This is a genomic window from Serratia sp. TSO36, from assembly GCF_057808395.1.
The window spans coordinates 69,996-94,622 of the sequence record NZ_JBJZOU010000024.1; the positions used below are offsets into that span (position 1 = coordinate 69,996).

The 24,627-nt window shown below is 60.8% G+C and carries 25 protein-coding genes; 13 read left to right on the forward strand and 12 right to left on the reverse strand.

Going from position 1 to position 24,627, the window contains the following annotated elements; all coding sequences use genetic code 11:
- Nucleotides 1–168: 168 nt before the first annotated feature.
- The gene (mrcB, locus tag ACK3CV_RS21105) at nt 169–2,661 is read right to left on the reverse strand and encodes a bifunctional glycosyl transferase/transpeptidase (RefSeq protein WP_033635910.1); all 2,493 of its coding nucleotides are present in this window, start codon (nt 2,659–2,661) and stop codon (nt 169–171) included.
- 118 nt (nt 2,662–2,779) lie between these two features.
- Complete coding sequence (hrpB, locus tag ACK3CV_RS21110) at nt 2,780–5,218, reverse strand: ATP-dependent helicase HrpB (RefSeq protein WP_204280369.1); 2,439 nt, start codon at nt 5,216–5,218, stop codon at nt 2,780–2,782.
- 189 nt (nt 5,219–5,407) lie between these two features.
- Between hrpB and thpR the strand changes: the two genes are divergently transcribed.
- The 6 genes from thpR (at nt 5,408) to folK (ending at nt 10,386) form a co-directional block, all read left to right on the forward strand.
- Entirely contained in the window at nt 5,408–5,950 is a 543-nt protein-coding gene (gene thpR / locus ACK3CV_RS21115) for an RNA 2',3'-cyclic phosphodiesterase (protein ID WP_033649609.1), read from the forward strand.
- Nucleotides 5,947–6,654, forward strand: a complete 708-nt coding sequence (gene sfsA / locus ACK3CV_RS21120; RefSeq protein WP_004937572.1) for a DNA/RNA nuclease SfsA — start codon at nt 5,947–5,949, stop codon at nt 6,652–6,654. The genes thpR and sfsA overlap by 4 nt, the downstream gene beginning before the upstream one ends.
- 183 nt (nt 6,655–6,837) lie before the next feature.
- Entirely contained in the window at nt 6,838–7,293 is a 456-nt protein-coding gene (gene dksA, locus ACK3CV_RS21125) for an RNA polymerase-binding protein DksA (protein ID WP_004937569.1), read from the forward strand.
- A gap of 72 nt (nt 7,294–7,365) precedes the next feature.
- Nucleotides 7,366–8,277: a tRNA glutamyl-Q(34) synthetase GluQRS gene (gene gluQRS / locus ACK3CV_RS21130; RefSeq protein WP_047729869.1), complete on the forward strand. Its 912-nt coding sequence runs from the start codon at nt 7,366–7,368 to the stop codon at nt 8,275–8,277.
- A gap of 61 nt (nt 8,278–8,338) precedes the next feature.
- Nucleotides 8,339–9,886, forward strand: a complete 1,548-nt coding sequence (gene pcnB / locus ACK3CV_RS21135) for a polynucleotide adenylyltransferase PcnB (RefSeq protein WP_072265254.1) — start codon at nt 8,339–8,341, stop codon at nt 9,884–9,886.
- Nucleotides 9,886–10,386, forward strand: coding sequence for a 2-amino-4-hydroxy-6-hydroxymethyldihydropteridine diphosphokinase (gene folK / locus ACK3CV_RS21140; RefSeq protein WP_107227021.1), 501 nt, complete (start codon nt 9,886–9,888; stop codon nt 10,384–10,386). Before pcnB ends, folK begins: the two co-directional genes overlap by 1 nt.
- 5 nt (nt 10,387–10,391) lie before the next feature.
- Here the strand turns inward: folK and qseC are convergent, their stop codons facing one another.
- Together qseC and qseB are read right to left on the reverse strand one after the other, a co-directional pair.
- Nucleotides 10,392–11,750, reverse strand: coding sequence for a quorum sensing histidine kinase QseC (gene qseC, locus ACK3CV_RS21145; RefSeq protein ID WP_060423016.1), 1,359 nt, complete (start codon nt 11,748–11,750; stop codon nt 10,392–10,394).
- Nucleotides 11,747–12,409: a quorum sensing response regulator transcription factor QseB gene (gene qseB, locus ACK3CV_RS21150; RefSeq protein WP_004937550.1), complete on the reverse strand. Its 663-nt coding sequence runs from the start codon at nt 12,407–12,409 to the stop codon at nt 11,747–11,749. Before qseB ends, qseC begins: the two co-directional genes overlap by 4 nt.
- A gap of 166 nt (nt 12,410–12,575) precedes the next feature.
- Here qseB and panB point away from each other — a divergent pair, with 166 nt between their 5' ends.
- The 3 genes from panB (at nt 12,576) to panD (ending at nt 14,774) form a co-directional block, all read left to right on the forward strand.
- Entirely contained in the window at nt 12,576–13,370 is a 795-nt protein-coding gene (gene panB / locus ACK3CV_RS21155; protein WP_004937548.1) for a 3-methyl-2-oxobutanoate hydroxymethyltransferase, read from the forward strand.
- A 23-nt stretch (nt 13,371–13,393) separates the two neighbouring features.
- Nucleotides 13,394–14,248, forward strand: coding sequence for a pantoate--beta-alanine ligase (panC, locus tag ACK3CV_RS21160; RefSeq protein WP_033635919.1), 855 nt, complete (start codon nt 13,394–13,396; stop codon nt 14,246–14,248).
- A gap of 145 nt (nt 14,249–14,393) precedes the next feature.
- Nucleotides 14,394–14,774, forward strand: a complete 381-nt coding sequence (gene panD / locus ACK3CV_RS21165) for an aspartate 1-decarboxylase (RefSeq protein ID WP_004937544.1) — start codon at nt 14,394–14,396, stop codon at nt 14,772–14,774.
- A gap of 34 nt (nt 14,775–14,808) precedes the next feature.
- Here the strand turns inward: panD and ACK3CV_RS21170 are convergent, their stop codons facing one another.
- From ACK3CV_RS21170 to ACK3CV_RS21180, 3 genes are all read right to left on the reverse strand, one after another.
- The gene (locus ACK3CV_RS21170) at nt 14,809–16,089 is read right to left on the reverse strand and encodes a polysaccharide deacetylase family protein (RefSeq protein ID WP_033635920.1); all 1,281 of its coding nucleotides are present in this window, start codon (nt 16,087–16,089) and stop codon (nt 14,809–14,811) included.
- A gap of 177 nt (nt 16,090–16,266) precedes the next feature.
- Nucleotides 16,267–17,037, reverse strand: a complete 771-nt coding sequence (locus ACK3CV_RS21175; protein WP_033635921.1) for an ABC transporter permease — start codon at nt 17,035–17,037, stop codon at nt 16,267–16,269.
- Nucleotides 17,034–17,957 (reverse strand): ABC transporter ATP-binding protein, encoded by a 924-nt coding sequence (locus ACK3CV_RS21180; protein ID WP_033635922.1) that lies wholly within the window; start codon nt 17,955–17,957, stop codon nt 17,034–17,036. Before ACK3CV_RS21180 ends, ACK3CV_RS21175 begins: the two co-directional genes overlap by 4 nt.
- Nucleotides 17,958–18,167: 210 nt before the next feature.
- Here ACK3CV_RS21180 and can point away from each other — a divergent pair, with 210 nt between their 5' ends.
- Complete coding sequence (gene can / locus ACK3CV_RS21185) at nt 18,168–18,824, forward strand: carbonate dehydratase (protein WP_016930066.1); 657 nt, start codon at nt 18,168–18,170, stop codon at nt 18,822–18,824.
- Nucleotides 18,825–18,861: 37 nt separating this feature from the next.
- On the opposite strand, the gene hpt is transcribed toward can, so the two are convergent.
- The 4 genes from hpt to cueO all read right to left on the reverse strand — a co-directional run bounded on the left by hpt (nt 18,862) and on the right by cueO (nt 21,734).
- Complete coding sequence (hpt, locus tag ACK3CV_RS21190) at nt 18,862–19,398, reverse strand: hypoxanthine phosphoribosyltransferase (RefSeq protein ID WP_048234659.1); 537 nt, start codon at nt 19,396–19,398, stop codon at nt 18,862–18,864.
- 90 nt (nt 19,399–19,488) lie between these two features.
- On the reverse strand, nt 19,489–19,764 hold the full coding sequence (locus ACK3CV_RS21195) for a type II toxin-antitoxin system RelE/ParE family toxin (protein WP_033635924.1): 276 nt from the start codon (nt 19,762–19,764) through the stop codon (nt 19,489–19,491).
- A 5-nt stretch (nt 19,765–19,769) separates the two neighbouring features.
- Nucleotides 19,770–19,961, reverse strand: a complete 192-nt coding sequence (gene relB / locus ACK3CV_RS21200) for a type II toxin-antitoxin system RelB family antitoxin (protein WP_164141189.1) — start codon at nt 19,959–19,961, stop codon at nt 19,770–19,772.
- Between the two features lie 105 nt (nt 19,962–20,066).
- Complete coding sequence (gene cueO / locus ACK3CV_RS21205; protein WP_033635925.1) at nt 20,067–21,734, reverse strand: multicopper oxidase CueO; 1,668 nt, start codon at nt 21,732–21,734, stop codon at nt 20,067–20,069.
- A gap of 217 nt (nt 21,735–21,951) precedes the next feature.
- Here cueO and ACK3CV_RS21210 point away from each other — a divergent pair, with 217 nt between their 5' ends.
- The 3 genes from ACK3CV_RS21210 (at nt 21,952) to speD (ending at nt 24,109) form a co-directional block, all read left to right on the forward strand.
- Entirely contained in the window at nt 21,952–22,299 is a 348-nt protein-coding gene (locus tag ACK3CV_RS21210; RefSeq protein WP_004937515.1) for a YacC family pilotin-like protein, read from the forward strand.
- 124 nt (nt 22,300–22,423) lie between these two features.
- Nucleotides 22,424–23,287, forward strand: coding sequence for a polyamine aminopropyltransferase (speE, locus tag ACK3CV_RS21215; RefSeq protein ID WP_033649601.1), 864 nt, complete (start codon nt 22,424–22,426; stop codon nt 23,285–23,287).
- Nucleotides 23,288–23,314: 27 nt separating this feature from the next.
- On the forward strand, nt 23,315–24,109 hold the full coding sequence (gene speD / locus ACK3CV_RS21220) for an adenosylmethionine decarboxylase (protein ID WP_004937510.1): 795 nt from the start codon (nt 23,315–23,317) through the stop codon (nt 24,107–24,109).
- A gap of 32 nt (nt 24,110–24,141) precedes the next feature.
- On the opposite strand, the gene yacL is transcribed toward speD, so the two are convergent.
- Nucleotides 24,142–24,504: a protein YacL gene (gene yacL, locus ACK3CV_RS21225; RefSeq protein WP_004937507.1), complete on the reverse strand. Its 363-nt coding sequence runs from the start codon at nt 24,502–24,504 to the stop codon at nt 24,142–24,144.
- Nucleotides 24,505–24,627: the final 123 nt, after the last annotated feature.

Sequence of the window (24,627 nt, forward strand, 5' to 3'; positions counted from 1 at the left end):
ATTAAACTGCAAGCCGAATTCATGGGGTAAATAGGTTAAGGATTAGGCGCTTAGCCATGCGGTTAACAGGGAAATAAAACGAGCGAAAAAATAAAAAAGCCCGCAACCAAGGTTACGGGCTTAATAACAAAGAAAAAATTTTCACCGGGGCCGACGCCCCGGTAGCGATTACTGGCCGAACATATCCTTGATCCAGCCGGCGACGCCATCGCCATCTTTTTGCTCACCCGCCGCCGGTTGCTGCTGTTGCTGCACCGCCGCCTGGCTGGCCTGGCACAATCCCTGCGGATTGTCGGTCCAGACCGGGATGGTGCGCCAGCTGCCGCCGCCGCAGATAAAGTTGCCGGCAGAGTCGATGCTCATCTGGTTAATGCCTTCCGGCGGCTGCAGCATCAGCGGCAGCGGCGTCTGGTTTTCCAGATAACGACGATACAGGGTCAACGCGCCGTTGGCGCCGGTCAGCTTGGCCGGGCCGTTGTTGTCGCGCCCCACCCAGGCGATCGCCACTTCCTTGCCGTCGATGCCGGCGAACCAGCTGTCGCGCAGATCGTTGGTGGTACCGGTTTTCGCCGCCAGATTGTAGTTCGGGAACTTCACCGACAGCGAGCGGGACGTCCCGCGCGCCACGCCTTGCTGCATCGCGTACAGCGTCAGGTAAGCGGCCTGCGCCGGCACCATGCGTTCCGCCTGCGGGAAGCTCTGGTACAGCACCGTGCCGTCTTCAGCGATCACCGAACGCACCGCCGACAGCGGCGCACGGTTACCGCCGCTGGCGATGGTCTGGTACTCCTGCGCGACTTCCATCGGCGTCAGGCCGATCGCGCCCAGCAGCATCGAAGGCACCGGGTTGATCTCCGCTTTCGGGATGCCCAGACGTTGCAGCGTGGCGCTGATCTGATCCAGCCCCACCGACAGGCCGAGGTTCACCGTCGGCACGTTCAGCGAGTTGGCCAACGCATCCACCAGCATCACCTGACCGCGGAATTTGCGATCATAGTTGTTCGGCTGCCAGACGGCACCGTTCGGCTGTTTCAGCGACAGCGGCGCATCCGCCAGCCAGGTGTTGAGGCGGTATTTATCCGGTTCGGACAGCGCGGTCAGGTACGTCGGCGGCTTGGCCAGCGAGCCGACCAGGCGGCGCGCCTGCATGGCGCGGTTGAAACCGGCGAACTGCGGATTGGCGCCGCCGACCATGGCGCGCACTTCACCGCTGAAGCGATCGACGATCACCATCGCCGCTTCCAGATCCTGCACGTGACGCGCGGCGCGCAGCGCCGGGATGCCGTCTTCGACCGCTTTTTCCGCCGCGTCTTGCGACACCGGATCCAGCGTGGTGAAAATCTTCACGCCGGACAGATCATTGACCTTATCGCCCAGCTTGGTCTGCAGCTCCTGACGCACCATCTGCATAAAGGCCGGCTGTGGCGTAATGACGCCGCCTTTCGGCTGCACGCCCAGCGGACGCGCGCTCAGCATGTCGTACAGCTCGCCGTCGATCACGCCCTGGTTTTGCAGCAGCTTGAGCACCAGATTGCGGCGCTCCAGCGCCAGTTTCGGGTTACGCCACGGGTTATACAGCGACGCGCCCTTGACCATGCCGACCAGCAGCGCCTGCTGATCGAGGCTCAGCTCGTCCACCGGCCGGCCGAAGTAGTACAGGCTGGCCAACGGGAAACCGCGGATCTGGTCGCTGCCGCTCTGGCCGAGGTACACCTCGTTCAGATACAGCTCCAAAATGCGATCCTTGCTGTAACGGTAATCGACCAGCAGCGCCATGTAGGCTTCGTTGGCCTTACGCCACAGCGAACGTTCGTTGGTCAGGAACAGGTTCTTCACCAGCTGCTGCGTCAGGGTACTGCCGCCCTGCACCGCACGGCCGGCGGTCAGGTTGGCCAGCACCGCGCGGCCGATGGAGTACGGGCTGATGCCGTCATGCTCATAGAAGTGGCGGTCTTCCGTGGCGATCAGCGTATCCACCAGCAGATCCGGGAAACCGGCGCGCGGCACGAACAGACGCTGTTCACCGTTTGGCGACTGCAGCATGGTGATCAGGCGCGGATCGAGGCGGAAGAAGCCGAAGCTGCGGCCGCTGTCCAGGTTTTCGATCTTCGCCAGACGGTTGTTCTGGAAATCGAGACGGGCGCGGATCTGCCCTTCTTTACCATCCGGGAAATCGAACGGGCGGCGCAGCATCTCGATGCTGTTGGCCTGCACGGTAAACTCGCCCGGACGCGTCATGCGGCTGACCTGGCGATACTGCATGCCTTCCAGCAGGTTGACCATTTCCTTCTTGCTGTACGGCATGCCCGGTTCCAGGTTGACCATGCGGCCGTACACTGCCGCCGGCAGCTGCCAGACTTTGCCGTCGATACGGCTGCGGATCTGGGAATCCAGATAGACGCCGTAGATCGCCAACAGGACGGCGATCACCAGGATCAGTTTGATAATCAGGCCGAGCCAGCGGCGTTTTTTACGCGGCGGAGTCGCTTTTACCTTACGCGGCATGCGTTCCTCCTCCTCTTCATACTCATCATCGTCATACTCGTCTTCTTCGTAATCGTCATAATCGTCGTCTCGGCGACGGCGCGGCGGCTTGCGCGACGCGGTATTTTTTGGTTGTTTTCCTTTGCGCCCGATGGGCTCGCGGTCATCCCCAGCCATGGCTGTTGTTCTCCGAGCTTGCCGACACTGCCGGCCATGATTAGTCGCTTAATCTGTGCCTACGCCGCAGCGCTGACCAGAAGAAACATCTGAATTCCAAACCTTGAATGATCGCGACCTACTGATATTTCTTCGTTCGGCGCGTCGGCACCGCCGTGGCCGGATCGTCCGGCCAAACGTGTTTCGGGTAGCGGCCCTTCATCTCTTTTTGCACCTCGCGGTAGGCGCCTTGCCAGAAGGCCGCCAGATCGCCGGTGATTTGCAACGGCCGGTGCGCCGGTGAGAGTAACTCAAGCACCACCGGGATGCGACCCTCCGCCAACATCGGGCTGCGCTGCTCGCCGAACACCTCCTGCAAACGCACCGCCAGCGCCGGCGGTTTGCCGGCCTCATAACGGATCGGCAGGCGGCTGCCGGTCGGCACAGTGTAATGAGTGGGTAGCGCATTATCCAGCCGCTGCTTTTGCTGCCAGTCCAGCAGGCGGGACAGCGCCTCGGCGATGTTGACCTGCTTCAAGCCGCGCAGATCGCGCACGCCGTTCAGCGACGGCAACAGCCACTGCTCCAGTGCCGCCAGCAGCGGCTCTTCATCCATCGCCGGCCATTCCGCCTCCGGCAACCAGGCTTGCGCGCACTGCAGGCGCACCCGCAATTGTTCGGCGGCGCCCTCCCAGTTGAGCACCGCCAGCCCCTGCGCACGCACCCAATCGAGCAGCGCCTGCTGCAGCTCTTCGTCCGCCGGTTTGGCCAGCGGCTGGGCGCGCAGCGTCAGACGGCCGATCTGCTGGCGCTTCCAGGCGCGCAGCGTGCCCTTCTCTTCATCCCACTCCACCGCCGTGCGCTGCATGACGATCGCCGGCAGCTGCGCCGCCAGCGCGTCGATATCCACCGGCAACGCCAACAGGATACGCGCATCGGGGCTGTTGTGGCCCTGCAACAGGCTGGGGACGATGAGCCAGGGCGCGCGCGACAGCGCCTCGTCCTGATTCATCGCCGCCCCCATGCCGTTGGCCAGCAGGTAGCGGCCGTCCTGGCCTCGCCGCTGGGCGATGCGATCGGTAAACGCCGGCGCCAACAGCCGCGGCGCCAGATCGACGTCGACTTGCCCCGCACGTTGCGGCAGGCGTTTGGCCAACTGCGCGGCACGCTGCCGCCAGTTCGGTTGCGGGCGGCTCAGCCAGTAGCCGATATCCATCTGCCCGCCGCGCGGCGGTTCTTCCAGCAATGCCGCCAGCAACGCCGCCGTCGCCAGGCCGTCGGCACTCAGCGCCGCGCCGGCGGTCAGCATCGCCGCCAGCCGCGGCTCGCATCCCAGCGCGGCCATCTGGCGCCCCGGTGCGGTAAGTTTGCCACCGTCATCCGTGGCCCCCAGCCGGTGCAACAGCGCCCTGGCCGCCGCCAATGCCGCGGCAGGAGGCGCATCCAGCCAGATCAGCTGCGCCGGGTCGTGGCAACCCCACTGCAGCAACTCGAGCCAAAAGCCGGTGAGATCGCTCTGTAAAATGTCCGGTTCGGCGTGTTCCGCCGCGCGCTCCGCCTGTTCTTTGGCGAACAGATGCCAGCAAATGCCCGGCTCCAGACGCCCGGCGCGCCCGGCGCGCTGCACCATCGAGGCCTGACTGATGCGCTGCGTCGCCAGCCGAGTCAAACCGTTGCGCACGTCGTAACGCGCCACACGTTCCAGGCCGCTGTCCACCACCAGCCGAATGCCCTCGATCGTCAGGCTGGTTTCAGCGATGTTGGTCGCCAGCACCACCTTGCGGCGGCCAACCGCCGCCGGCTGAATCGCTTTTTGCTGCTGCGCCAGAGGCAGCGCGCCATACAGCGGGCAAAGATCGGTATCGCTCGCCACCTCGCCGGTCAATCGCTCCAGCACCCGATTGATCTCCGCCACGCCCGGCAGGAACAGCAGCAAAGACCCCGGCTGTTCGGCCAGCAGGCGCTTCACCGCCGCCGCTACGCCATCCTCCAGCCGCTGATGGCTGGCCAACGGCTGATATAAACGTTCAACCGGGAAGCTGCGCCCCTCGGACACCACCACCGGCGCTGCCGGCAGCAGCTGCGACAGGCGCGCGTTATCCAGGGTGGCCGACATGATCAACAGTTTCAGATCGTCGCGCAGCCCTTGCTGCACATCGAGCAACAGCGCCAGCGCCAGATCGGCCTGCAGGCTGCGTTCGTGGAACTCATCGAGGATCACCAGCGACACGCCCTGCAGCTCGGCGTCCTGCTGCAACATGCGGGTGAGAATGCCTTCCGTCACCACTTCCAGCCGGGTTTGCGGCCCGCTTTTACTTTCGGCGCGCATGCGGTAGCCCACGGTCTGGCCGGGCTCCTCCCCCAGTTGCTGCGCCAGGCGATAAGCGACGTTTTTCGCCGCCAGCCGCCGCGGCTCCAGCATGATAATGCGCCCCGGCAACCCGGCCTTAGCCAGGATCTGCAGCGGCAACCAGGTGGATTTACCGGCGCCGGTCGGGGCGTGCAACAGTACCTGAGGAGCGGACTGCAACGCAGCCAGCAACTCATCAAGCACCGCGCTGACGGGCAATGAAGACACTGAACTCTCCGTGGTGGTTAACGTTAAACGGCGTACAGTGTAGCATTAGCTTTGCCCCCGTAGCCTTTCAAACTGCGGCGTCGTTAGCTATAGTACGGAGCTCGTCCAGGCGTCCCGCTTCGCGCGAGGCCGCTGCAAGCCGCATTCAAATCTGTTCCTGACAGATTTGTCATTATTTACCGAGCCCCCATGTCCAATTCGCGCCGCCTGTTTTTCGCCCTGTCCTTGCCTGATGCCCTGCAACAGCAGGTGATCCGCTGGCGCGCCGAGGCGTTTGCGCCGGAGGCCGGCCGGCCGGTGGCGGCGGCTAATTTGCACCTGACGCTGGCGTTTCTCGGCGAAGTCACCGCGCAGAAAGAGCTGGCGCTGCGCAAACTGGCCGGCCGCATCGTGCAACCCGGCTTCAGCATGCGGCTCGACGATCTCGGCCATTGGCCGCGCCCCGGCGTGGTCTGGCTCGGCACCCGCCGCGCGCCGCGCGGGCTATTGCAGCTGGCCGAACTGCTGCGTTCGCAGGCCGCCCGCAGCGGCTGCCATCAAAGCGCGTTGCCGTTCCATCCGCACATCACGCTGCTGCGCGCCGCCACCCAGCCGGTGGCGATCCCGCCGGCGACGCCGGGCTGGGCGTTCAGCGCCGACGCCTTTTCCTTGTATGAGTCGGTGTTCGAAAACGGGCGCACCCGTTACCAACACCTCGAACAGTGGCCGCTGGCCACGCAGGCATCCGCATGATTTTCTCTCCACCGCTGCGTTCCGCCACGCTGATAAAACGTTACAAACGCTTTCTGGCGGACGTGATCACCCCGGAAGGGGAAACCTTTACGCTGCACTGCGCCAATACCGGCGCCATGACCGGCTGCGCCACGCCCGGCGACACCGTTTGGTACTCCACCTCGGATAACCCCAAGCGCAAATACGCCCACAGCTGGGAACTGACCCATACCCAACAGGGGCACTGGATCTGCGTCAACACCCTGCGTGCCAACGCGCTGGTGCGCGAGGCGATCGAACACAATTTAATCAATGAATTATCCGGTTACAGTAAAATCAGCGGCGAAGTGAAATACGGCGGTGAAAACAGCCGTATCGATTTGTTATTACAGGCAGAAAATCGGGTTAACTGCTATATTGAAGTTAAGTCAGTCACATTACTGCAACAACAACGTGGTTACTTTCCTGATGCGGTAACGCTCAGAGGGCAAAAGCACCTGCGTGAGTTGCTCAGCGTGGTTGAAAGCGGGCAACGGGCGGTGTTGTTCTTTGCCGTGTTACACAGCGGTATTGAGCAGGTCGCACCGGCACATCATATAGATGAGCGCTATGCGGCGCTGTTGGCACAGGTCCGGCAGTTGGGAGTGGAAGTGGTTTGCTACGGGGCAAAGTTATCACCTGACGGTATTTATCTCTGCGATAAGCTGCCGTTTTTTATCGATTAGCGCGGTCGGGTCCCTATAAATAGACAACCGGCCAGCACGATCGCCAAATACGCCCTCCTTCACACGATTGTCAAGCGGGCGACAGGAATAATTGCCAACCTACCTTCCTTCTGTTATTTATAGCGGCCTGTTTTTCCCCCGCATTGGGGATTCGATAGTGCGTGTGTATGTAGGAGAAGCAACATGCAAGAAGGGCAAAACCGTAAAACCTCGTCCTTGAGCATTCTCGCCATCGCTGGGGTGGAGCCGTACCAAGAGAAGCCGGGCGAAGAGTACATGAACGACGCCCAGTTGTCGCATTTCAAGCGCATTCTTGAAGCGTGGCGCAACCAGCTCAGGGACGAAGTGGACCGTACTGTATCGCATATGCAAGAAGAGGCAGCCAACTTCCCTGATCCGGCAGACCGTGCTACTCAGGAAGAAGAGTTCAGCCTTGAACTGCGTAACCGTGACCGTGAACGCAAACTGATCAAAAAGATCGAGAAAACGCTGAAGAAAGTGGAAGACGATGATTTCGGCTACTGCGAATCTTGCGGCGTGGAGATCGGCATTCGTCGCCTCGAAGCGCGTCCGACCGCCGATCTGTGCATCGACTGCAAGACGCTGGCTGAGATCCGCGAAAAGCAGATGGCCGGCTAATACCGTTGTTACCGCTGCGGCGTGCGCACCCGCGTGCGCCGCACAGAGAAAAGGGAACCACTCCCCTCTGATATGCAAGAAAGTCATTATGTGGGGCGCTTTGCCCCATCGCCTTCCGGGGATCTGCATTTCGGTTCGCTGATTGCCGCTCTGGGAAGCTACCTTCAGGCTCGCGCCCAACGCGGGCAGTGGCTGGTTCGCATCGAAGATATCGACCCGCCGCGCGAAGTCCCCGGCGCCGCCGCTCGCATCCTGTCCGCGCTGGAACATTATGGTCTCCACTGGGACGGCCAGGTCATCTATCAATCCCAACGTCACGACGCCTATCGCGCCGCGCTGGATCTGTTGCAGCGTCAGGGGCTCAGCTATTACTGCACCTGCACCCGCAGCCGCATCCAGCAGATCGGCGGATTGTACGACGGCCACTGCCGCGATTTGCAGCTCGGGCCGCAGGGCGCCGCCATCCGCTTGCGCCAGACCGCGCCCGTTTACGGGTTCCACGATCGCCTGCAGGGAGAGTTGCACGCCGATCCGGCGCTGGCGGGGGAAGACTTTATCATTCGCCGTCGCGACGGGCTGTTCGCCTACAACCTGGCTGTGGTGATCGACGACCATTTTCAGGGCGTGACCGAGATTGTGCGCGGCGCCGACCTGATCGAACCGACGGTGCGCCAAATTGCCCTCTATCGCCAGCTGCAGGCGCCGGTGCCCGCCTATGTGCATCTGCCGCTGGCGCTGGGCGCCAACGGCATCAAGCTGTCGAAGCAAAACCATGCGCCGGCGTTGCCCGCAGGCGATCCGCGCCCGGTGCTGATCGCCGCGCTGAAATTTCTGCGCCAACCGCTGCCGGAAAGCTGGCAAGATCTTGACCTGCCATTATTATTGAGCTGGGCAGTCGCACATTGGCGGTTGGAAAACGTGCCGCGTCAGGAGGCTATCCCTCTGGATGAAAACACGCCGGCATTCTCAAAGGAGCCATGGTGAGCTATGATTAGCCGCTATTTTTTGTTAGCTCCATTTTTATCAGTCACTATCGAGGTGTACCATTTTTACCCGAGTAGCCAACTTCTGTCGTAAGGTACTGACCCGCGATGACAAGCTGCCCCGCGACGACGCGGCGGCCGGCGATAAAAACGTAGTCCGCGAAGAGCGTGCCGCGGCGCCAAGCCGCCCTGCGCCGCAGCCGCGCGCCGCCGATAACGGCAGCAACGCCCCTGCCCGCCGCTCAACGCCGCGCAAGCGTCCGCCTTTTCCTATCGCCGAGAGCAACGACTCGATGACCGTGATCCCGCGCGAACAGCACTCGATTTCCCGCAAAGACATCAGCGAAAATGCGCTGAAAGTGCTTTACCGCCTGAACAAGTCCGGCTACGAAGCCTATCTGGTCGGCGGCGGCGTGCGCGATCTGTTGCTCGGCAAAAAGCCGAAAGACTTCGACATCACCACCAACGCCACGCCGGAGCAAGTGCGCAAGCTGTTCCGCAACTGCCGCCTGGTCGGCCGCCGCTTCCGCCTGGCGCACGTGATGTTCGGGCCGGAGATCATCGAAGTGGCCACTTTCCGCGGCCACCACGAACAGAACCCGGAATCCGACAAGAACTCGTCCCAGCAGGCGCAAAACGGCATGCTGCTGCGCGACAACATCTTCGGCTCGATCGAGGAAGACGCCCAGCGCCGTGACTTCACCATCAACAGCCTGTACTACGGCGTGGCGGATTTCACCCTGCGCGATTACGTCGGCGGCCTGAACGATCTGAAACAGGGCGTGATTCGCCTGATTGGCGATCCGGAAACCCGCTACCGCGAAGATCCGGTGCGCATGCTGCGCGCGGTGCGCTTCGCCGCCAAGCTGGATATGCGCATCAGCGAAGAGACCGCCGAGCCGATCCCGCGCCTGGCCTCGCTGCTGCATGAGATCCCGCCGGCGCGCCTGTTCGAAGAATCCCTCAAGCTGCTGCAGGCCGGTTACGGTTTCCAAACCTACCTGAAGCTGTGCGAATACCAGCTGTTCCAACCGCTGTTCCCGCTGATCGCCCGCAACTTCACGCCGAACCACGATACGCCGATGGAGCGCATTCTGGTGCAGGTGTTGAAGAATACCGATCACCGCCTGCAGAACGACATGCGCGTCAACCCGGCGTTCCTGTTTGCCGCCATGCTGTGGTACCCGCTGCTGGAGCACGCGCAGAAGCTGGCGCAGGAAAGCGGCCTGGCCTACTACGACGCCTTCGCGCTGGCGATGAACGACGTACTCGACGAGCAGTGCCGCTCGCTGGCCATCCCGAAACGCATCACCACGCTGGTACGCGATATCTGGCAGCTGCAGCTGCGCCTGTCCCGCCGCCAGGGCAAACGCGCGCACAAGCTGATGGAACACCCGAAATTCCGCGCCGCCTATGATCTGCTGGCGCTGCGTGCGGAAGTGGAAGACAATCAGGAGATGCTGCGTCTGGCCGAGTGGTGGGGCGAGTTCCAGGACGCCACGCCGGCGCGGCAGAAAGCCATGCTGAGCACCCTGGGGGACGATCCGGCGCCGCGCCGCGCGCGTCAACGCCGCCCTCGCCGCCGGGCACCGCGTAAAGAAGGGGCATAATGATCCGCGTTTATATCGCGCTGGGCAGCAACCTGGCGCAGCCGCTGCAACAGGTTAAAGCCGCACTGGAGGCGCTGGAGCATCTCCCGCGCACCCGGCTGGTCACCTGTTCTTCGTTTTACCGCACCAAGCCGCTGGGGCCGCAAAACCAGCCGGACTTTCTCAACGCGGTGGTGGCGCTGGATACCCTGTTGCCGCCCGAACAGCTGCTCGACCATACCCAGGCGATAGAACGCAATCAGGGGCGCGTGCGCAAGGATGAACGCTGGGGGCCGCGCACGCTCGATCTGGACATCATGCTGTACGGCGACAAGGTGATCCATACCGAGCGCCTGACGGTGCCGCATTACGGCCTGAAAGAGCGCGAATTCATGCTCTACCCGCTGGCGGAAATCGCCCCCGATCTGATTTTCCCCGATGGCGAGCCGCTCGCCAGCTGCCTCAAGCGCGTGCCGGAAAACGGCATGGCGCTGTGGCATCAACCACAGCCCAAGTCCTGACCCGCCTACAGCGTCAGCCGCGCAACGAACCCGCCCGGCGGGCGATTGGCAAAGCCGATCTGTAAACCATGCAATCCGGCGATACGCTGCACGATCGAGAGGCCCAGCCCGCTGCCGGTTTGCTCCTGCCCCGGCGGGCGATAGAAACGTTCTCCGAGCCGCGCCAGATGCTCCGTGGTGACCCCCGGACCGTCGTCCTCCACCGTCAGCGAGCGTTCGCTCAGCGTCACGGTGACGACGCCGCCCTGCGGGGTATAGCGCACCGCGTTGTCCAGCAAGTTGCGCAATAGCAGCGACAGCAGCAAGGTTTCCCCCTGACGCGGCGGCGGCGTTCCCTGATGTTCATAGCGCAACGTCACGCCCGCCGCATGGGCCTGCCGATCCTGCTCCGCCAGGGTCATCGTCACCAGTTCGTTCCAGTCGATCGGCGCCAGTTCGGCCAGATCCGACAGCGAATCCAGCCGCGACAGCGTCAGCAGCTGATCCACCAGCCGGGTGGCGCGATCGATGCCGAGCGTCAGATTGTCCAGCGCGTGCTCGCGCATTGGCGCATCGTCCCCCGCCAGCTGCACCACTTCGGTCTGCACCCGCAGCGCCGCCAGCGGGCTGCGCAACTCGTGCGCGGCATCGGAGGTGAAGCGCCGCTCCCGCACCAGCAACGCGTTGATGCGAGCGAACAGCGCATTGAGCGCATCCACCAGCGGACGCACCTCGGTCGGCACCTGGCGCGCGTCCAACGGCGTCGCGTCATCGGGCGCGCGCCGGCGCAAACCGGCCGCCACCGCGCGCAGCGGCCGCAGCTCGCGCCCGACCATCAGCGCGATCAGCAGCATCAGCACCGGCAGCGTCGCCAGCCAGGGCACCAGCTGGCCGGTCACCATGCCCAGCGCCATATCGCGCCGGTAATCCCACTCCTGGCCGACCACGATGCGATAGCGCCCATCCGGGCTGGTCAGCCACAGCAGGCGCCAGCTGTCGTCATCGCCTTTGCGCTCGCCGTCGGTAAAACCTTCACGCTCCCCGTCAAACAGGAAATCGGCGCCGTTCTCGCCGTCGTTGAGCAGCATCTTGCCTTGGCGATCGAAGATGGCGAACGCCAGCGCGTCGTCGTCCTGATCGCCACGCTTGCCGTGATGCACCAGCTTCTTGGTTTTCGGCAGGCTGCGCGCGCTTTCATCGGCCAGCAGATCGCCGAGGTTGGCGGTCGCCAGCCGTTTGGCGAACAGCATCTGCTGGGTGTCGAACACTTCATTGATGGTGTTGCGCGACATCACCCAGGCCACCACGCTGGCGGTGCACCAGGTCATCAGCGCCAATAGACTGAAGATCAGGATCAGACGCAGCCGCAGGCTGAGACGCTTCACGGCGCATCCCCCAGCGTGTAACCCACGCCGTGAATGGTGCGGATGAAGCCGTTGCCCAGCTTGCGCCGCAGGTGGTGAATATGCACCTCCACCGCGTTGCTGCTCACCTCGTCGTCCCAGTTGTACAGCTTCTCCTGAATCAACGGCCGCGCCAGCACCCGCCCCTTGTTGTGCAGAAACAGCTCCAGCACCGCCAACTCGCGCGGCGTCAGCGTCACCGGCTCGCCGTTGCAGCTCACGCTGCGGGTGGCGCTGTCAAACACCACATTGCCGTGCGTCAGCTGCGGCATCAGTTGGCCGTGGCGACGGCGGATCAGCGCCTGCAGACGCGCCGCCACTTCGGCCAGCGCGAACGGCTTGCACAGATAATCGTCGGCGCCGCTTTGCAGCCCGCTGACCCGCTGCTCCAACGCATCGCGGGCGGTGAGGATCAGCACCGGCACGTCCTGCCCGGCCTGGCGCCACTGGCGCAGCAGATCCAGGCCATCGAGGCCCGGCAGGCTGAGATCGAGGATCACCGCGTCGTACGGCGCGCTGTCCAGCGCATTTTTGCCAACGGCGCCGTCGGTGAACCAGTCCAGATTGAAGCCGAGTTTGGTCAGCCCGGCCTTGATGCCGTCCCCGATCAGTTTGTCATCTTCGATCAGCAGAATTCGCATGAGTATCCCTTTTCAGTCATTGCGCCATTGCACCACAAGGTTCTTAAGAACCGCTTAAGCATGGCGATCCGCGCTACCCACCCCGATCGGGTTACAGTAGAATGGCTGCACTTTTTTGCAGCCTGGGCCTGCGCAAGCCGCACGGCCCGTTTCTGGAGACGTTGTGATGAAACCCACCACCGTGACCCACTTGCGCCAGTGGAAACAGGAGCAACGCAAGTTTGCTACCCTTACCGCCTACGATGCCAGCTTTGCCAAACTGTTTGAAGAGCAAGGCATCAAAGTCCTGTTGGTGGGCGATTCGCTGGGCATGACGCTGCAGGGCCACGACTCCACGCTGCCGGTCACCGTCGCCGACGTAGCCTATCACACGCGCGCCGTGCGCCGCGGCGCGCCGGCCTGCCTGCTGCTGGCCGATCTGCCGTTCATGAGTTACGCCACCCCGGAACAGACCTTCGCCAACGCCGCCGAGCTGATGCGCGCCGGCGCCAACATGGTGAAACTGGAAGGCGGCAGTTGGCTGTGCGACACGGTGAAAATGCTTGCCGAGCGCGCGGTGCCGGTGTGCGGCCATCTGGGCCTGACGCCGCAGTCGGTCAACGTGTTCGGCGGCTATAAGGTGCAAGGGCGCGACGAACTGGCCGCCAAACAGCTGCTGCAGGACGCGCAGAACCTGGAGCTGGCCGGCATTCAGCTGCTGGTGCTGGAATGTGTGCCGACCGAGCTGGCGCGCCAGATCACCGAAGCGCTGTCCATTCCGGTCATCGGCATCGGCGCCGGCAACGGCACCGACGGCCAGATCCTGGTGATGCACGACGCCTTCGGCATCACCGGCGGCCACACGCCGAAGTTCGCCAAGAACTTCCTGGCGCAGAGCGGCGATATCCGCACGGCGGTGCAGCACTACATTCAGGAAGTGGAACAAGGCCTCTACCCGGCGGCTGAACACTCTTTTAACTAAGCGATGGTTCCAGGAGTCACCCAATGATTATTATCGAAACCCTGCCGATGCTGCGTCAGCAGATCCGCCGCTGGCGCCAGGAAGGCAAACGCATCGCGCTGGTGCCGACCATGGGCAACCTGCACGACGGCCATATGACGCTGGTCGATGAAGCGCGCGCCCGCGCCGACGTGGTGGTGGTGAGCATTTTCGTCAATCCGATGCAGTTCGATCGACCGGACGATCTGGCGCGCTACCCGCGCACGCTGCAGGAAGACAGCGAGAAGCTGACCCGCCGCGGCGTCGATCTGGTGTTCGCGCCGGCCCCGGCCGCGGTCTATCCGCAGGGGCTGGAGCAGCAAACTTACGTCGACGTGCCGGGCATCTCCAGCATCCTGGAAGGCGCAAGCCGGCCGGGCCACTTCCGCGGCGTTTCCACCATCGTCAGCAAGCTGTTTAACCTGGTGCAGCCTGACTTGGCCTGCTTCGGCGAGAAAGATTACCAACAGCTGGCGCTGATCCGCAAAATGGTGGCGGACATGGGTTACGACATCGACATCGTCGGCGTGCCGACCGTGCGCGCCAAAGACGGCCTGGCCCTCAGCTCGCGCAACGGCTACCTGACCGCCGAAGAGCGCAAGGTCGCTCCGCAGCTGAGCAAGATCATGAACGCGCTGGCGCAACAGTTGGCCAATGGCGAACGCCATGTCGAAGAGCTGCTGGAGCAGACCGCCGAGCAGCTGCGCGCCGCCGGCTTTACGCCGGATGAGCTGTTTATTCGCGACGCCGACAGCCTGCAGCCGCTGACGGTGGACAGCCAGCGGGCGGTGGTGCTGATGGCCGCCTGGCTGGGCAAGGCACGTCTTATCGACAACCAGCAGGTCGATCTGACGCTGTAAGCCATTTTTTATACTGTCGTCACCCTTGGCAGCTGACCATTGGTAGACAATGGCGGAGCAATCGGTGACGATAGGGATTGCAGGGATGCAGGAGAGATGTTCAACCCCAGCGCCTGTGAAGGCCGATATTCAGTTAGGTAAAGCTATGATACGTACTATGCTGCAAGGCAAGCTGCATCGCGTCAAAGTCACTCAGGCTGACTTGCACTATGAAGGGTCCTGCGCCATCGACCAGGATTTCCTGGAGGCCGCCGGCATTCTGGAATATGAAGCGATCGATATTTACAACGTGGATAACGGCCAGCGCTTCTCCACCTACGCCATCGCCGCCGAGCGCGGTTCGCGCATCATTTCGGTTAACGGCGCCGCCGCGCGCTGCGCCTGCGTGGGCGACAAACTGATCATCTGCTCCTATGTGCAAATGACCGACGCCGACGCCCGCCAACACCACCCGAAAGTCGCCTATTTCGAAGGTGACAACAACCTGCAGCGCAAGGCGAAAGCCGTGCCGGTTCAGGTCGCCTGACACTAAAACGGGCGCCTTGCGCGCCCGTTCTTCCTTACTGCACCACCACCGTGCCCGGCTTGTTGGCTATCCGATCCGCCATGGTCTGGATCGAGTCGGTGCGCAGAATATACAGCCGCTTCAGCGTATAGGGGTTATCCCCCGGCTTCACCTTGCCCTGCACCGTGGTCACCGCCAGATGGAAACCGGCGTCCTGCGCCGCCTGGATCGCCCGCTGGTTATAGCCGCCGAACGGGTAGGACAGATACAGCACGTGCGGGTTGAACTGCGACAGCGCGCGGCGCGAGCGCTCAAAATCGAACTCGATATTGTGCAGCGAACGGCTCAGCAAAATCGGCTGGCGGTTGCCGTCGGTGCGGTGCAGGAAGTGGGTATGCGACTGCACGTCGAACACGTCCTGAATCTGCTTCAGCTCCGAGACGCTCATAAACTGCAGCGAGTCCGGGTTCCATTTCTGCGGGTGGCGTTTGATGCGCGAAGAGATGATGAACGCCGTGGCGCGGAAACCGTAATCCTTCAGCACCGGGTAAGCGTAGCGATAAACCGATTTCAGCCCGTCGTCGAAGGTCAGCACGATCGCCTTGCCCGGCAGGTTGATCTGGTTCTTCAGGTAGGCTTCCAGCTGATACAGCGAAATGGTGTCGTAGCCCGCCTGCTTCAGGTAGGTCATCTGGTTGCTGAACGCCACGTCTGAGGTGGTGGTCGAGGTGTGGCGGAAGCGCTTGTTCTCTTCGTTTTTCAGCAGGTGATGATAGGTCAGCACCGGTATGCCGCTATCTATCTCGCAGTCCAGCTCATTGACAAACCCCAGCCGCTCGCCGATGTTGACCTCGTACCAGGTGTTGTTCAGGCGATCCTTCAGCTTGCCGATGATCGGATAGCGCAGGTTGCCTTCCAGCGTGCCCAAGACCTCGCTGTCCTTGTCCGCCGCGGTATAAACGTCGATCGTTTTTTGGGTGATCAGATTCTGGTTGGTCAGCGGTTTGTTCAGCTCGCCCAGATCGTCTTGTACCTTGCGCGACTTCTTCAGTTCGCGCACGTCATCTTTATCGATAAAGCCGGTGCCGTGCCCGAATTTGAATTCGTAGTATTCCGCATCCGCCGGGAACACCTGGATCAGCTGCCCACGCTTCACTTCTCCTACCGGGATCACATGCTCGCCCACCAACGCATAGACTTCGCTATCGCGCTGCGCTTCCATGTATTCAGATTTAACCGCGCCGTCTTCCGACAGCAGATTCGCCAGGCTCACAGGGGAAACCAACGACATCAGAATGCCGAGGAAACCAGCCGCTAACGTGTATTGAGGCCGCATGATGATGTTCTACTTACGAGTGCGTAATGACTAAAGTGAAGGAAATGTGGAGCGCCAGCATAGCACGATTTGAACAACGGGGAACTAGCGGTTATTTGAGCAATTCTATTGATTTACGCGCCGCCTGCGCCAAATCAAGAAAAGCGCCCCCGCCGGAAAAGCGGGGGCGCGATACCATCAGCTGCGCAGGCCGCGGCCGCGCTCGATCAGGTACCAGGAAAGCAGGTAAAACACCGCGATAAACGCCAGCAGCACCGCCATGGTGAACGCCAGCGGCACGTCGTTGATGCCGAGGAAACCGTAGCGGAAACCGCTGATCATATAGACGATGGGGTTCAGCTTGGACACCGCCTGCCAGAATGGCGGCAGCAGCGACAGCGAGTAGAACACCCCGCCCAGGTAGGTCAGCGGCGTCAGCACGAAGGTCGGGATCAGGCTGATATCGTCGAAGGTGGTGGCGAACACCGCATTGATCAGCCCCGCCAGCGAGAACAGGATCGCCGTCAGCAGCAGCGTCAGCGCAATCACCCACCAGGCGTGCACCTGCAGCGGCACAAAGAACAGCGAGATGATGGTCACCAGCACGCCGACGCAGATGCCGCGCGCCACGCCGCCGCCGACATAGCCGGCGATCACCACGTGGGTCGGCACCGGCGCCACCAGCAGCTCCTCAATGTTGCGCTGGAATTTGGCGCTGAAGAACGACGAGGCAACGTTGGCATAGGAGTTGGTGATCACCGCCATCATGATAAGGCCGGGCACAATGAACTGCATGTAGCTGAAGCCGTGCATATCGCCGATGCGCGAGCCGATCAGATTGCCGAAGATGATGAAGTACAACGTCATGGTGATCACCGGCGGCACCAGGGTCTGGATCCAGATGCGCGCGAACCGGTTCACCTCTTTGGCCCAGATGCTCTGCAAGGCCACCCAATACAAACGCGTCATGCTTTTTCTCCATTGCCGTTAACCAGGGTGACAAACAGTTCTTCCAGGCGGTTCGCCTTGTTGCGCATGCTCAGCACCTGCACGCCCTGCGCACTCAGTTGGGTGAACAGGCCGTTCAGCCCCTGCTCGCGCATCACTTCCACTTCCAGCGTCGAGGTATCCGTCAGGCGGCTGTGGTAACCGTCCAGCTTCGGCAACGGGCTCTTCGCCGCCAAATCGAGGATGAAGGTTTCCGACTTCAGCTTGGCCAGCAGCCCCTTCATCGAGGTGTTTTCCACCAGCTCCCCGTTCTGGATGATGCCGATGTTGCGGCACAGCATCTCCGCCTCTTCCAGATAGTGGGTGGTGAGGATAATAGTGGTGCCCTGGGCGTTCAGCTCTTTCAGGAAGCCCCACATCGAGCGACGCAGCTCGATATCCACCCCGGCGGTCGGCTCATCGAGGATCAGCAGCTTCGGCTGATGCATCAACGCGCGGGCGATCATCAGGCGGCGCTTCATGCCGCCGGACAGCATGCGGGCGCGCTCGTTGCGCTTGCCCCACAGATCCAGCTGATTGAGGTATTTTTCGGCGCGCGCCATCGCTTCACGCCGCGTGACGCCGTAGTAACCCGCCTGGTTCACCACGATCTGCAACACGGTCTCGAACGGGTTGAAGTTGAACTCCTGCGGCACCAGGCCGAGCTGGCGCTTGGCATTGACGATGTCTTTATCGATGTCGTAACCGAACACCCGCACGCTGCCGGCCGTTTTGTTCACCAGCGAGCTGATGATGCCGATGGTGGTGGATTTTCCGGCGCCGTTTGGCCCCAGCAGGGCATAAAAATCCCCCGCTTCGACGCTCAGGTCGATACCGCGCAGCGCCTTGACGCCACCGGCGTAAGTCTTGGTCAGCTGCGCTAATTCCAGTGCATAATTCATATGTAAAATAGTACCTTATGACGATGAGTATGCCGCTGCGCCCCTGTTTGCGAGGCTTGAAACACTAACGATAATCCTAGCATCGGCGACGTTTTCACTGAGTCGAATCCGTGCGGAAAATGAGGCTGCACCACTGTTCCGATTTCCAAAGTGTGACGCTTACCCTATATTACCCCAACGCAATCTGTCCGTTACGGGTCAATCACCTCCATGAAAGAAATCGAAGAGCTTATCGCCAACAACCAGGCCTGGTCGGCCAACATCAGCCAGGAAGACCCGGAATTTTTTGAACGTTTAGCCCAGGCGCAAAAGCCCCGCTTCTTATGGATTGGTTGCTCTGACAGCCGCGTTCCCGCAGAACGCCTGACCGGCCTCGAGCCGGGTGAACTGTTCGTCCATCGCAACGTGGCGAACCTCGTTATCCACACCGATCTTAACTGCCTGTCGGTGGTGCAGTATGCGGTAGATGTGCTGGAAGTCGAACACATCATCATCTGCGGCCACCTGGGCTGCGGCGGCGTGCAGGCGGCGGTGGAAAACCCGGAGCTGGGGTTGATCGACAACTGGCTGCTGCATATTCGCGATCTGTGGTACAAGCACAGCTCGCTGCTGGGCGAGCTGCCGCCGGAGCAGCGTTTCGACATGCTGTGCGAGATCAACGTCATTGAGCAGGTATACAACCTGGGCCACTCCACCATCATGCAGTCCGCGTGGAAGCGCGGCCAGAAGGTGATGATCCACGGTTGGGTGTACGGCATTCAGGACGGCCGCCTGCGCGATATGGAAGTGCTGGCGACCAGCCGCGAGAGCCTGGAGATGGGCTATCGCAAAGCGATAGCCAAACTGAAGCAGGATAAAGGCGTATAACCCCGCCGCGGGCGCGGCTGGCCGCGCCCCACATCAATTACTCGTCCAGCAGCACCACTTTGCCGACGTACGGCAGGTGACGGTAGCGCTGAGCGTAGTCGATGCCATACCCCACCACGAACTCATCCGGGATCGAGAAGCCGACATATTCGACCGGCACCTGCACTTCACGGCGCTCAGGCTTGTCCAGTAAGGTGCAAATCGCCAGCGATTTCGGCCCGCGCAGCGCCAAAATCTCGCGCACTTTGTTCAGCGTGTTACCGGAATCGATGATGTCTTCCACGATCAGCACGTCTTTGCCGCGAATGTCTTCGTCCAGATCCTTGAGGATTTTCACGTCACGGGTGGTGGACATGCCGCTGCCGTAGCTGGAGGCGGTCATAAAGTCGACTTCGTGCGGCACGTCGATGGCGCGGCACAGATCGGCCATGAACATGAAGGAGCCGCGCAGCAGCCCGACCAGCACCATGTCGCTGCCGCTGTCGCGGTAATGTTCGGTGATCTGGCGGCCAAGTTCGGCGATACGGGTCTTAACTTCCTGCTCGGAAATCATTACGTCTACAGTGTGTTTCATAGTATTCAGGTCAGTTGCCGGAAGAAAGGCGCAGAGTTTAGCATAGGCCGTTACGAGTTGCCTCTCTCCCGGACAGGGGCGTTTTCTTTATTAAGGGTATTCATGACGAGCGTGCAGGACACCCACTATTTCAATGTGTGCAGCCAACACGCGGTAAACCACAATGTAATTAGGATGAACAACCATTTCACGAGTCCCGTTCACCCTGTCTGGCCGGAACAGATAAGGATGTTCCGCTAACGGGATAACCGACTCTTCAATGCGTTGTAACAGAGCCTCAGCGGCAACTGGATTTCGCTCCGCGATAAAGGCGAGCAGCGTGTATAAACCCGTTTTTGCTTCGTCAGTCCATTTGACGATTAACATGAAGATCAGGCCGATTTTCTTTTGGCTTTCGCCTGCTCGATAATGTGACGAGCACCGGCCATAACCTCGTCATGGGGAATACGGGGGGAGTCGCTATTGATGGAAGATTCCATGGTGCTTCTGAACCAACGATCGTAGCTATCAGCCTGCTCTTGAGTCTCAAACTCAGAAACGATGAGATCCAATTTTGTCGGCATAACGCACTCCTCAACAGCTGATATTTTAATCAGTATAACGGCTTCCTTTCATTGAACCAAGCAGTGACGACGCGAGCGCGCCGCCACCTGAGCGACGGGCCGCGATCATTCGCCGACGGTGAAGCCCATCATCATGCCGGTATCTTCGTGCTCCAGCAGGTGGCAGTGGGCCATGTACGCATGTTCGCTGCTGGCCGGATGGTCGAAGCGCACCAGCACTTCGCTGCGCCACCCTTCGACGCGCACCGTGTCCTTCCAGCCGCTGCGATGCGCCGCCGGCGGTTTGCCATTTTCCGACAGGATACGGAACTGGGTGCCGTGAATATGGAACGGGTGCAACATCATGTCGCCCTCGCCGGAAATGGTCCACTTTTCATACTGGCCCCGTTTGGCGGCGAACATCGGCTTGGTCATGTCGAAGGCCTTGCCGTTGATCATGTTGCCGTGGCTGAAGTCGAACGGTTTGGCTTTACCCTGCGCGCCGCCGTGATCCATCCCTGCCATACTGCCATGATCCATGCCCTTCATGTTGCCGTGGTCCATGCCCTGCATGCCGCCCTTTTCCATGCCTTTCATGTTGCCGTGGTCCATGCCTTTCATGTCTCCACCGCCCATCGCGCCATGATTCATGCTCATGCCGGCCATCGCCTGGTGACCATAACGATCCATCAGCGCCTGCATGCCGAGCATATCCAGCTGCGGATCCATCATCAGCTGCAGCCAACGCTCCTGGATACCGGTGGTAGCGGGTAATGTCGGCAGTTTCACCAGGCTGTCCGGCATGGTTTTGATGCCCTGCGCCAGCGACGGCTGAATGCGCAACACCGGCAGCGGTTGATCGAACGGCGCCAGCGTCATACCCATCTGCTTCACCGGCAGCGTCACAATGTCGAACGCTTTCCCGTCGGAGGCATCCACCAGCACTTCAAAACGTTCGCCCATCAGCATCGGCAGCTCGGTCAGTTTCACCGGCTCCGCCAGGAAACCGCCGTCGCTGGCGATGACATACAGCGGACGGTTGTCACTGGCCGCCAGATTCAGCGAGCGGGCGTTGCAGCCGTTGAGGAAGCGCAGGCGCAGCCAGCCGCGCGGCGCCAAATGTTGCGGATACTGCGCGCCATTGGTGAACATGCGATCGCCAAACCAGCCCACCGCCGCGCTCATCACGTCCAGGCGGTATTCGATTTGTGCGTCTTTGCCCAACCGCTTATCTTGCAGGATCACCGGAATATCATCCTGCCCCCAGGTTTTCGGCAGCGGCAGTTTGGCGCTCTCCTCATCTTCCAGCAGCACCAGCCCCGCCAACCCCATCATCACCTGGCTGCCGGTTTTACCGTGGGTATGCGGGTGGAACCAGCAGGTGGCCGCCGGTTGATCGACGGTGAAATTCACCGTGCGCGTCGCGCCGGGATGGATCAATGCCTGCGGGCCGCCATCGACGTCGCCGGGAATTTCCAGGCCGTGCCAGTGGACGGTGCTGGCCTCCGCCAGGCCGTTTTTGATATCGACCGTCACCGGCTGGCCACGCTGCAGCTGCACCGCCGGCCCGAGCAGCGCGCCGTTGAATCCCCAGGTTTTGGTGGCGGCGCCGGGCAACCAGCGGGTTTCCCCCGCCTGCAGCGCCAGCGCAATTTTTCCCTGCGCGTCCGGCGTCAACAACGGCGGCACCGGCAGGGCCGGCCGATCGGCCGCCCAGGCGGCCCGGCTCCATAACGGCAATGTGCTCGCAGCGCCCAGTGCGGCGGTTAATTTAATAAAATCACGGCGTAACATCGCTGACTCCCTTTTCTCAGTGACATAACTCAATGCCGCCAGCCTAAACCTTCCCCCTGGCGGAAGGTCAAGCCTTTCCTGGCGGTATTTTAAGCTATGCCTCACAATCAAGAGAATATGGCTGGCAAACGCAACGCCGGCCCGGCAGCAATAAAATTTGGTGCCTTTACAGGCAAGTGTGGTAACGTCAGCAAACGACAAACAGGCCTATTTCATGATGAAAAAAACAACGTTATCGATGCTGTTGCTGGCGATGCTGGGCTTCTCCAACGCCAGTCTGGCGCTGAATGAATCCGAGGCGGAAGATCTGGCCGATCTGACGGCGGTATTTATTTATTTGAAAAATGATTGCGGCTACAACGATTTGCCAAACGCGCAAATCAAACGCGCCATCGTCTATTTCGCGCAACAAAACCGCTGGGATTTGAGCAACTACAACAGCTTCAATATGAAGGCGCTGGGCGAAGACAGCTATCGCGATCTCAGCGGCATCGCCATTCCAACGCCCAAGAAGTGCAAATCGCTGGCGCGCGACTCTTTGAGCCTGCTGGCCTACGCCAACTAATTCCTTCCCCTTTCCCGCCCGCCTAACGCTCTCTCTGTCTGAAATTCAACCGTGCATCACCAGGCAGAGTTAGCTATGATGTTGCGCCGATTTTTCATGGCTGTTATTACGGAGTTTCCCGCACATGACCCAGAAAGAAATTTGGTACGAAACGCTGCATACGGGCTTCGGCCAGTATTTCTCGGTAGAGAAGGTGCTGTACCGCGAGAAGACCGATCACCAGGATCTGGTGATCTTCGAGAACCCGGTGCTGGGGCGCGTGATGGCGCTCGACGGCGTGGTGCAAACCACCGAGCGTGACGAGTTCATCTATCACGAAATGCTGACCCACGTGCCGCTGCTGGCGCACAGCGCGGCGAAGAAAGTGCTGATCATCGGCGGCGGCGACGGCGGCATGCTGCGCGAAGTCAGCCGGCACCCTGGCGTGGAGCAGATCACCATGGTCGAGATCGACGCCGGTGTCGTCGAGTTCTGCCGCCAGTACCTGCCCAACCACAGCGCCGGCGCCTATGACGATCCGCGCTTCAAGCTGGTGATCGACGACGGCGTCAACTTCGTGAACCAAACCGACGAAACCTTCGATGTGATCATCTCCGACTGCACCGATCCGATCGGCCCCGGCGAAAGCCTGTTCACTTCAGCGTTTTATGAAGGCTGCGCCCGCTGCCTGAATGAGGGCGGCATTTTCGTCGCGCAGAACGGCGTCTGCTTCCTGCAACAGGACGAGGCGGTCAACAGCCACGCCAAACTGAGCCGCTACTTTACCGACGTCAGCTTCTATCAGGCGGCGATCCCGACCTATTACGGCGGCATCATGACCTTTGCCTGGGCGAGCCAGAACCCGGCGCTGCGCCAGCGCGATCTGCCTACTCTGCAACAGCGCTTTAACCAAAGCGGCCTACACTGTCGTTATTACAACCCGGCAATTCACGTCGGCAGTTTTGCCCTGCCGCAATATTTGCTCAATGCCCTGAACGTAACACGTTAAGCGAGAAGATAAAGGAGGTGGCCCAAATTGCATAAGCTAAAACTGCACGGCTTCAACAACCTGACCAAGAGCCTGAGTTTTTGTATTTACGATATTTGTTACGCCAAGACCGCGGACGACCGCGACGGCTATATCGCCTACATTGACGAACAATATAACGCCAACCGGCTGACCGAGATCCTGAGCGAAACCTGCTCGATCATCGGCGCCAATATTCTGAACATCGCGCGTCAGGACTACGAGCCGCAGGGCGCCAGCGTCACCATCCTGGTCAGCGAAGAGCCGATCGATCCGAAAGACGTCGATACGTCGGAGCATCCCGGCCCGCTGCCGAACACGGTCGTTGCGCACCTGGACAAGAGCCATATCTGCGTACACACCTACCCGGAAAGCCATCCGGAAGGCGGGCTATGCACCTTCCGCGCCGATATCGAGGTTTCGACCTGCGGCGTCATTTCGCCCCTCAAGGCGCTGAACTACTTAATTCACCAGCTGGAATCCGACATCGTCACCATGGACTATCGCGTGCGCGGTTTTACCCGCGACGTGAACGGCGTGAAACATTACATCGATCATGAGATCAATTCGATCCAGAACTTTATGTCGGAAGACATCAAGGCGCTGTATCACATGATGGACGTGAACGTTTACCAGGAAAATATCTTCCATACCAAGATGTTGCTGAAAGATTTCGATCTGAAGCACTACCTGTTCAACGCGGAACCGGAGGCGCTGAGCGCCGCCGAACGCAAGCAGATCACCGATCTGTTATGGAAAGAGATGCAGGAAATCTATTACGGCCGCAATATTCCGCATCTGTGATGGAAAGGGCGCGGCACGCCGCGCCCTGATGCTTAGTATTTCAGCATGAAAGAACGATAGGCCTTCAACACCAGCAGGAAGTCCTCAACGCCGCAGAATGAGAGGCTTTCTTCGTCGTAGTAATTCATCCCCTCTTCCATTTCATCGCCCTCGAACTCCAGCTGATTGGCGCGGATCATCACTTCTTCACCATCCATCAGCAGCGTATATTCATGGCCTTCCAGCTGCCATTGACGTTCACTGCCTTTGACCTCGGCCGCACCGGCTTCAATCCGGTCCAGCAGGTTGAAATCGCCTTTGACTTCTTCGTTGATCCAGTGGCCAATCGCTTCATGCCCCATCGAAAATCTGACGATCACCTGACCGGTGACGTCACGCAGAAATTCGTAATCCATAGCATGCCCTCCTGAGCCCTTTTTCTTAGTGTAAACATAAATGGCGGACTAACTCAGTGAGCGCTCGCAAAGTTGGCAACTGAGCAAAATAAAACGGGAGGCCAAGGCCTCCCGTTAAACAGT